The 10513-nt window shown below is 73.9% G+C and carries 1 protein-coding gene; it reads right to left on the bottom strand.

Going from position 1 to position 10513, the window contains the following annotated elements:
* On the bottom strand, positions 1 to 10470 hold the full coding sequence (locus JK364_RS08905; protein WP_201849344.1) for a type I polyketide synthase: 10470 nt from the start codon (positions 10468 to 10470) through the stop codon (positions 1 to 3).
* Positions 10471 to 10513: the final 43 nt, after the last annotated feature.

Genomic DNA, 10513 nt, shown 5'->3' with positions numbered 1-10513 from the left:
TCAGGAATCGTTGCCGTCGAGGCTGTCGAGGTCGAGCGCCATGTCGATGAGGTGCTGGACGTCCATCTCGTCGATGGACTCCGCCTCGTCCTCGGCGCCGCTGGGGTCGGAAGTGGCGGCTTGTGGATCGGCCAGCCTGAGCAGCGTGTCCAGCAGCCCGGCCTCCCGGATCCGGCTCATCGGGATGGTGGCCAGGGTGCGGCGCAGCTCGGCGTCCTGCGGATCGAGGTCCACATCGGGCAGGGCGTGGCCGGGGCCGTGGCCCGGTCCGTCCGGGACCAGTTCGGTCCGCAGGTGCTCGGCGAGCGCGGCCGGTGTCGGGTAGTCGTAGACCAGACTCACGGGCAGCTTGAGGCCGGTGGCCGCGCCGAGCCGGGTGCGCAGTTCGACCGCGGTGAGCGAGTCGAAGCCCAGCTCGTTGAAGGCGCGCCCGGCCTCGACCTCGTCGGCGGAGGCGTGGCCGAGGGCGCTGGCCACATGGGTGCGGACCAGCTCGAGCACCGCGTCCTCGCGCTCGGCCGCGGACAGCCCGGCGAGCCGCTCGCGCAGGCCCGACGCGCCGTCGGCCGCCGCCTTGTCCGCCGGCTCGCCGTCGCCGCCGCCGCGCAGGGCCTTGGCCACCTGCGGCAGATCGTCGATCAGCGGGCGGGGGCGGGCGGCGGTGAAGGCCGGGGCGAAACGCTCCCAGTCGACATCGGCCACCGTCACGGCGGTCTCCTCGCGGGAGAGCACCCGCTGGAAGGCCACCATGTTCAGCTCCGGTGCCATGGGCGGCAGTCCACGGCGGCGCAGCTGCTCCTCGGCGTCGCCCTCGGCGGCCATGCCGCCCTCCGCCCACGGGCCCCAGGCCACCGAGGTGGCGGGCAGGCCACGGGCCCGGCGCTGTTCGGCCAGCGCGTCGAGGAACGCGTTTCCGGCCGCGTAGGCGCCCTGGCCGCCACTGCCCCACACTCCGGCGATCGAGGAGAAGAGCACGAAGGCGTCCAACTCGGTGTCGCCGTCGAAGAGGGCGTCGAGGTGGACCGCGCCGGTCGTCTTGGCCGCCACGATCCGGGCGAACTCGGGGAGTTCGGTACCGGTGCCGGGCTCCTGGGAGATCCCGGCCGAGTGCACCACGGCCCGGACCGGCGTGCCGTTGGCCGCCAGCTTCTCCACCAGCGCGGCGAGCGCGTGGCGGTCGGCCACATCGCACGCCTCGACGGTCACGACGGTGTCGGTGCCGGACAGTTCGGCCACGATCCCGGCCGCGCCCGGCGCGTCGGGGCCACGGCGGCTGAGCAGCACCAGCCGCTCCGCGCCGTGGTCCGCCAGCCAGCGGGCCACATGCCGCCCCAGGGCGCCCGTGCCACCGGTCACCAGCACGGTGCCGCGCGGCGTCCAGGGCTCGGCCGCCGCGGTGGCCGCGGTGCGCGGGGCCGGGACGAGACGGCGTACGAAGACCCCGGTGGCGCGGATCGCCACCTGATCCTCGTCGTCCGATCCGGCGAGTACGGCCGCGAGCCGGTCCAGCGCCCGCTCGTCCACGGTCTCCGGCAGGTCCACCAGACCGCCCCAGCGCTCGGGCTGCTCCAGGGCGACCACCCGGCCGTAGCCCCAGACCTGGGCCTGGGTGGCACTGTCCAGCCGGTCGGCGCCGCCGGTCGAGACCGCGCCCCGGGTGGCGCACCACAGCCGCGCCGGGGCGTCGTCGCCCCGCAGCGCCAGCGCCTCGGCCAGCGCACCGGTCAGCGCGAGGCCGACCGGCACCGCCGGATGCTCCAGGTGCGGCCGCTCGTCCAGCGCCAGCAGGGACAGCACCCCGGCCACCGGGCCGTCGGCCGACGCCGCGGCGAGGCGGTCGGCCACGGCGGCGGGGTCGGTGTCGGCGGCGTCCAGTTCCAGCGTGACGACCCGCACGCCGCGGCGGGTCAGATCGTCGGCCACGGCGGTGATCCGCGGGTCGTCGGCGTGGCTCGCCGGGACGACGGTCAGCCAGGTGCCGGACGGGGCCGGGGAGCCCGACGGGCCGCCTTGTTGACGCGGCTTCCACATCACGTTGTAGAGGTGGCCGTCGGCGGCGGACCGCTCGCGCTGGGCGCGGCGCCACGACGACAGGGCGGGCAGCACCGCGCTGAGCGGCTGGTCGCCCTCGACCCGCAGCTCACCGGCGAGCGACTCCCAGTCCTCGCGCTCCACGGCCTCCCAGAACCGCGCGTCCACCGCGTCCACGGCACCCTCGGCCGGGATCCCGGCCTCCGGGGCGGTGTCCGGCCAGTAGCGGCGGCGCTGGAACGCGTACGTCGGCAGGTCGACGCGGTGAGCGCCGGTCCCGGCGAAGTACCCGGCCCAGTCCACCTCGGCGCCCCGGACATACGCCTGGGCGAGCGCGGTGGTGACGGTCTCGGCCTCGGGGCGGTCCTTGCGCAGCGCGGCCGCGAAGGCGGCGTCCTCGCCGGTCACACACTCCTGGGCCATGGCGGTGAGGACTCCGTCGGGGCCCAGCTCGACGTACGTGGTGACACCCTGGGCTTCGAGAGCGCGGACACCGTCGAGGAAGCGGACCGCCTCGCGGACGTGGCGCACCCAGAAGTCGGGGCTGGTGATCTCCTCGGCGGAGACCAGCTCGCCGGTGAGGTTGGAGACGATCGGGATGCGCGGGGATTCGTAGGTGAGTCCCTGTGCGACCTCGCGGAACGCGTCCAACATGCCGTCCATACGCGGCGAGTGGAACGCGTGGCTCACGGTGAGCCGCTTGGTCTTACGACCCTGCGCCTCGAAACCGGAAGCGATCTCAGCCGCCGCGTCCTCGTCACCGGCGATGACCACCGACGTCGGCCCGTTGAGCGCGGCGATCGAGACACGCTCGTTGAGCAGCGGCGCCACCTCGTCCTCGGACGCCTGGACGGCGATCATCGCGCCACCGGCCGGAAGCTCCTGCATCAGACGGCCACGCGCCGCCACCAGCGTGCACGCGTCGGCGAGCGAGAGCACACCGGCCACATGCGCGGCGGCCAGCTCACCAATGGAGTGGCCGGACAGGAAGTCCGCCTTCAGACCCCACGCCTCGACCAGCCGGAACAGCGCCACTTCGACGGCGAACAACGCGGGCTGAGTGAACCCGGTCTGGTCCAGCGCCTCGACGTCGTCCCCGAACAGGACGCCCTTCAAGGGCCGTTCGAGATGTGCGTCCAGCTCATCGCACACCGCGTCCAGAGCCGTCGCGAACACCGGGTAGGCGTCGTACAGCTCACGGCCCATCCCCAGCCGCTGGCTCCCCTGCCCCGTGAACAGGAACGCCAGCTTGCCACCGGCCACCGGGCCCTCGACGAGCCCCGCCGCACCGCGCCCCTCGGCCAGCGCCGCGAGCTGGTCGCCGAGGAGGTCGCCGTCCCGGCCGAGCAGCACGGCCCGGTGTTCCAGGGCGGCACGCGAGGTGGCCAGGGAGTACGCGAGGTCGAGCGGGCGCGGAGCGTCGGCCCCGGCGGCCACGGCGGGCCGCAGCCGTGCGGCCTGGGCCCGTAGCGCGTCCTCGGTACGGCCCGAGACCGGCCAGGCGAGGACGGGCAGGGGCCGCTCCGGTGCGGGCGCGAAGGCCGCGTCCATGGCCGGGGCCTGGTCCATGGCCGGGGCCTGCTCGATGATGGCGTGCGAGTTGGTGCCGCTGAAGCCGAACGACGACACGCCCGCGCGGCGCGGACGGCCGGTCTCCGGCCAGGGCCGGGCCTCGGTCAGCAGCTCGATGTCACCCGCGGTCCAGTCGACATGCGGGGTCGGCTCGCTGACGTGCAGGGTCCGCGGCAGCACACCGTGCCGCATCGACATGACCATCTTCATGATGCCGGCGGCGCCCGCCACGGCCTGGGTGTGGCCGATGTTGGACTTCACCGAGCCCAGCCACAGCGGGCGGTCCTCGGGCCGGTCCTGGCCGTAGGTGGCGAGCAGCGCCTGGGCCTCGATCGGGTCGCCGAGCGTCGTACCGGTGCCGTGGGCCTCCACGACGTCGATGTCCGTGGCCGAAAGACCGGCGTTGGCGAGGGCCTGCCGGATGACGCGCTGCTGGGACGGGCCGTTCGGCGCCGTCAGGCCGTTGGACGCGCCGTCCTGGTTGATGGCGGTGGAGCGCAGCACGGCGAGCACCGGATGGCCGTTCCTGCGGGCGTCGGAGAGCCGCTCCACCAGGAACAGGCCCACGCCCTCGGACCAGTTGGTGCCGTCCGCGTCACCGGAGAACGCCTTGATCCGGCCGTCGGCGGCCAGTCCGCGCTGCCGGCTGAACTCCAGGAAGGCGCCCGGGGTGGACATGACCGTGACGGCACCGGCCAGCGCGAGCGAGCATTCGCCGTTGCGCAGCGCCTGCGCGGCCAGGTGCAGCGCCACCACCGAGGACGAGCAGGCGGTGTCGACGGTGACCGCCGGGCCTTCCAGCCCGAAGGCGTAGGAGAGGCGGCCGGAGGCCACGCTGGAGGAGTTGCCGGTGCCGAGGTGGCCTTCGAGGCCCTGCGGCTCGTTCAGCCACAGGGTCAGGTAGTCCTGGTCGTTGGAGCCGATGTAGACGCCGGTACGGCTGCCGCGCAGCGCGGCCGGGTCGATCCCGGCCCGCTCGAACGCCTCCCACGACGTCTCCAGCAGCAGCCGCTGCTGCGGATCCATCGCGAGCGCCTCGCGCGGCGAGATGCCGAAGAACGGGGCGTCGAAGTCGGCCACGTCGTGCAGGAAGCCGCCCTCGCGGGTGTAGCTGGTGCCCTCGAGGTCGGGGTCGTCGCTGTAGAGGGTGGCGAGGTCCCAGCCGCGGTCGGCGGGGAACGGGGTGATGGCGTCGTCACCGGCCACCAGCAACTGCCACAGCTCCTCGGGCGAGTGCACCCCGCCGGGGAAGCGGCAGCTCATCGCGACGATCGCGATCGGGTCGTCGCGGTCCACCGCGCTGATCACCCGGTCGGGGACTTTTCCGTCGGCCGGGTCCCCGACGATCTCCTGGCGCAGATGGCCCGCCAGGGCGGTCGAGGTGGGGTAGTCGAAGACGAGCGTCGGCGGCAGTCGCAGCCCGGTGGCCTCGCGCAGCAGGTTGCGCAGCTCGACGGCGGTCAGGGAGTCGAAGCCCAGGTCCTTGAACGCCCGGCCCTCCTCGACGGCCTGCGGGCCCGCGTAGCCGAGGACGGCCGCCACCTGCGTACGGACCAGGTCAAGCAGCAGCCGGTCCCGCTCGGCCGCGCTCAGCCCGGCCAGCCGCTCCGCCAGCGCGGAACCGCCGCCCGCGGCGGTGTCCACCGCGCGGCGCACCGGGACCCGCACCAGCCCGCGCAGCAGCGGCGCGAGCGCCCCCGCCGCGGCCTGGGCGCGCAGCGCCACGGCGTCCACGCGCATCGGGACCGGTGCCACCTCGTCCGTGGTGAGCGCGGCGTCCAGGAGCGCCAGGCCCTCCGCCGGGGACAGCGGCGGCAGTCCGGCCCGCCGCATCCGGCTGATGTCTGCCTCGCCCAGGCCACCGGCCATCCCGGCGCCCGCCCAGGGGCCCCAGGCCATGGAGACGGCGGGCAGGCCCTCGGCGCGGCGGTGCGCGGCCAGGGCGTCGAGGAAGGCGTTGGCCGCCGCGTAGTTGCCCTGGCCAGGGGTGCCGAACACGCCCGAGGCGGAGGAGAACAGCACGAAGGCGGTCAGGTCCAGCTCGCGGGTCAGCTCGTGGAGGTTCCAGGCCGCGTCCACCTTCGGGCGCATGACGTGGTCGACGCGCTCGGGGGTGAGCGAGCCGATCACACCGTCGTCCAGCACGCCCGCGGTGTGCACGACCGCTGTCAGCGGGTGCTCGGCGGGGACGGCGGCGAGGGTCGCGGCGAGCGCGTCCCGGTCCGCCACATCACACGCCGCCCAGCGCACCTCAGCACCCAACTCGCCCAATTCAGCGGCCAGTTCGGCCGCACCCGGGGCCTGGTCGCCACGACGGCTCACCAGCAGCAACTGCCGTACGCCACGCTCGGCCACCAGATGCCGCGCCACCAGCCCGCCCAGCGAACCGGACGCGCCGGTCACCAGCACCGTGCCCTCGGGGCCGAAGGTGTTCCCGGTGGTCGTCTCTTCCGCGACCGGCACCCTGGCCAGCCGTGGGATACGGGCCACGCCCGCACGGACGGCCAGCTGCTCCTCGCCCGCCGCCAGCGCGGCCGGAAGCGCCGCGAGCGACGCGTCCTGTCCGTCGATGTCGAGGAGGACGAAGCGGTCCGGGTTCTCGGCCTGCGCGGAGCGCACCAGTCCTTGTACGGCGGCGCCCGCCGGATCCGTCACCGGCTCACCGGCCCCGGTGGCCACAGCCCCCGAGGTCAGCAGGACCAGACGTGAGTCCGTGAAGCGGTCGTCGGCCAGCCACTGCTGGAGCAGCCCCAGCACCTGGGTGGTGGCCTGATGCGCCGTGGTGGCGGGCGAGGGGCTTTCCCCCACCCCGCCCCTTCCCGAAACAATGGGCTCCGCCCCTTGACCCCGGTCCTCAAGCGCCGGACGGGCTGGAGATGCCGCATCCGGGCATTCGAGTGCCGCGCCGTCCGCGTGCGGGTGGGTACGCCCTTCGGGCGTGTCCTCAAGCGCCGGACGGGCTTGAATTGCCGCACCTGGGCGTTCAAGTGCCGGGCACACCACTACGTACTCCGGCAGCGCCGTTCCGGAATCGACGGCCTCGCCCAGCTCCGCGAGGTCCGCGTATGCCGTGGCACCCAACCCGAGCGCGTCCGCGCCGAGCACCGCCCACCGGCTGCCCGTGGAGGCGCCCGCCCCGGCCGGGAGTTCGGTCCACTCCACGCGGAACAGCGACTCGTGGTACGCCGCCCGCGCGGCCCGCACCTGCTCCGCCGAAACGGCGCGCAGGACCAGCGAGTCCACGGCCGCGACCGGCGCACCGGCCGGGTCCGCGATCTCCAGCCGGACACCGTCCGAGCCGCGCAGCTCCAGCCGTACCCGCAGTGCCGAGGCGCCGCTCGCGTACAGCGACACGCCGCTCCAGGCGAACGGCAGCCGCCCCTGGCCGTCACCGTCGACGTCGCCGTCGCCCAGGCCGTCCAGGCCGAGCGCGTGCAGCGCCGAGTCGAGCAGCGCCGGGTGCAGGCCGTACGCCTGCGCGTCCGGCGCGGCGGACTCGTCCAGCCGGACCTCGGCGAAGAGTTCGTCCCCGCGCCGCCACGCGGCCGTGAGCCCCTGGAACACCGGGCCGTACCGCAGCCCGCCGTCCGCGAGCGCCGCGTACAGCTCCTCGGTACGGGCCGCCTCGGCGCCCTGCGGCGGCCACGCGGTCAGCGCGAAGGACGGGCGGGGCGCGCCTGTGGCGAGCACACCGTCGGCGTGTCGCGTCCACGGCTCCTCGGCCGGGGCGTCCTCCGCGCGGGACAGTACGGTCAGCGACCGCCGTCCGGCGCCATCGGGCGCGCCGACGGTGAGCTGCAGCCGGACGCCACCGCGTTCGGGCAGCACCAGCGGGGCGTGCAGGGTCAGCTCGTCGAGCAGATCGCAGCCGACCTGGTCACCGGCGCGAACGGCAAGCTCCACGAACGCCGTGCCGGGCAGCACCACCGCGCCCCGCACCACATGGTCGGCCAGCCATGGATGCGTATCCACACCCAGCCGTCCCGTGAACACCAACCCATCGGTCTCCGCGAGCGGCACGGCGGCGCCGAGCAGCGGATGCCCCGCCAGCTCCAGGCCCACCGAGGCCACATCGCCCACGGAGGCCACGCCCGGCTCCAGCCAGAACCGCTCATGCTGGAAGGCGTACGTCGGCAGGTCAACGTGGTGGGCGTCCCTACCGGCGAAGTATCCCGCCCAGTCCACCGCCACACCGCGCACATGGGCGCGGGCGACGGCCGTGGTCAGCGCCTCGGCCTCGGGACGGTCCTTGCGCAGCGCCGAGATGAACGCGGCGTCCGACGCGGAGCCGGTCACACACTCCTGCGCCATCGCGGTGAGCACACCGTCCGGGCCCAGCTCGATGAACGTGGAGACACCCTTGGCCTCGAGAGTGCGCACCCCATCGAGGAAGCGCACGGCCTCTCGGACGTGGCGCACCCAGAAGTCGGGAGTCGCGATCTCGTCGGCGGACACCACGCCACCGGTCAGATTCGACACGATCGGAATCTTCGGAGCCTCGTACGACAGCCCCCGCGCCACCTGACGGAACGCCTCCAGCATCCCGTCCATACGCGGCGAATGGAACGCATGGCTCACGGTGAGCCGCTTGGTCTTACGGCCTTGCGCCTCGAAACCGGAAGCGATCTCCAGCGCCGCGTCCTCATCACCGGCGATGACCACGGAGGCCGGGCCGTTGAGGGCGGCTATCGAGACGCGCTCGTTGAGCAGCGGCGCCACCTCGTCCTCCGACGCCTGCACCGCGACCATCGCGCCGCCCGCCGGAAGCTCCTGCATCAACCGCCCACGAGCCGCCACCAACTTCGCCGCGTCCGCCAGCGACAACACACCCGCCACATGCGCGGCAGCCAACTCACCGATCGAATGACCCGACAGATAGTCGGGCCGCAACCCCCACGCCTCAACGAGACGGAACAACGCCACCTCAACCGCGAACAACGCGGGCTGCGTGAACCCCGTCTGGTCGAGCGCCTCGGCGTCCTCCCCGAACAACACATCCCGCAACGGCCGCTCAAGGTGCGCGTCCAGCTCCGCGCACACCGCGTCCAGCGCCTCCGCGAACACCGGATAGGACGCGTACAGCTCACGCCCCATCCCCAGCCGCTGACTCCCCTGCCCCGTGAACAGGAACGCCGTCTCGCCCTCGACCACCGAGCCCTCGATCAGCCCCGGCGCGGACTCACCCCGCGCCAGCGCCTCCAGGCCCGCCGCCGGCCCGGCGCGGTCCTCGCCGACGAGCACCGCGCGGCGCTCCAGGGCCGCCCGGCCGGTGGCCAGTGAGTGGCCCACATCGGCGGTGCCGAGGGCGGGTTCGCGGTCGAGGTGGGAAGCGAGGCGCCGGGCGTTGTCGCGCAGCGCCGCCGCGTTCCTGGCGGAGAGGAGCCACGGCAGCACGGCGGCGGTGACCGGCGCGGCGTTCGCGGCCGGGGTGGTGTCCCCGTCCGGCTCCGGAGAGTCTTCCGGAGCCTCCTCCTGCTCGGGGGCCTGCTCCAGGATGGTGTGGGCGTTGGTGCCGCTCACGCCGAAGGCCGAGATACCGGCCCGGCGCGGCCTGCCGGTCTCGTCCCAAGGGCGGGCCTCGGTCAGCAGGGACACCTCGCCCGCCGTCCAGTCCACGGTCGGGGACGGCTGGTCGACGTGGAGGGTCTTGGGCATGAGGCCGTGGCGTATCGCCATGACCATCTTGATGACGCCCGCGACGCCCGCCGCCGCCTGGGCGTGGCCCAGGTTGGACTTGAGCGAGCCCAGCCACAGCGGCCGCCCCTCGGGCCGCTCCTGGCCGTAGGTGGCGAGCAGCGCCTGCGCCTCGATGGGGTCGCCCAGCGTGGTGCCCGTGCCGTGCGCCTCGACGACGTCGATCTCGGCGGCGGACAGCCGGGCGTTCTCCAGGGCCTGGCGGATGACGCGCCGCTGGGACGGGCCGTTCGGCGCGGTCAGACCGTTCGACGCGCCGTCCTGGTTCACCGCGCTGCCGCGTACCACGGCCAGCACCTGGTGGCCGTTGCGCCGCGCGTCCGACAGCCGCTCGACCAGCAGCACGCCGACGCCCTCGGACCAGCCGGTGCCGTCCGCCGCCGCGGCGAAGGACTTGCAGCGGCCGTCGGGGGCGAGGCCGCGCTGGCGGCTGAACTCCACGAAGACATCGGGGTTGGGCATCACGGTGACGCCGCCGACGAGGGCCAGCGAGCATTCGCGCTGCCGCAGCGCCTGGGCCGCCCAGTGCAGGGCGACCAGCGACGACGAGCACGCGGTGTCGATCGTGGCGGCCGGGCCCTCGAGGCCGAAGGTGTAGGCGATACGGCCGGACAGCACGCTGGTGGCGCCACCGGTGAGCAGCAGGCCCTCCAGCTCCTCCGGCGCGCCCTGGACATCGGAGCCGTAGCCCATGGCCGAGGCGCCCACATAAACGCCGGTGCGGCTGCCCTTGACGGACGTCGGGTCGATTCCCGCGCGCTCGAACGCCTCCCAGGACGTTTCCAGCAGCAGCCGCTGCTGCGGGTCCATGGCGAGCGCCTCGCGCGGCGAAATGCCGAAGAATCCGGGGTCGAATTCGGCGGCGCCGTCGAGGAATCCACCGCCGCTGTTGTAGAAGGTGCCCTTGCGGTCGGGGTCCGGATCGGCCAGTCCCTCGGTGTCCCAGCCGCGGTCGGCGGGGAATCCGGAAATGGCGTCGCCGCCCTCCGCGACCAGTTGCCACAGATCCTCGGGTGAACCGACGCCACCGGGGAAGCGGCAGCTCATCGCCACAATGGCGATCGGTTCCTGCGCGTCCGCCTCCACCTCGGTCAGGCGGCGACGGGCCCGGCGCAGCTCAGTGGTCATCCACTTCAGATTGTCGAGAAGCTTCTCTTCGTTCGCGCTAGCCACGGAAACGTCACCTCCTGAGGTCAGTTGAATTGAGGGCGGTCAT

Origin of the sequence: Streptomyces endocoffeicus (assembly GCF_016741935.1) — a bacterium.
Taxonomy (GTDB): Bacteria; Actinomycetota; Actinomycetes; order Streptomycetales; family Streptomycetaceae; genus Streptomyces; species Streptomyces endocoffeicus.
This window is presented reverse-complemented; position numbering and strand designations above follow the sequence as displayed.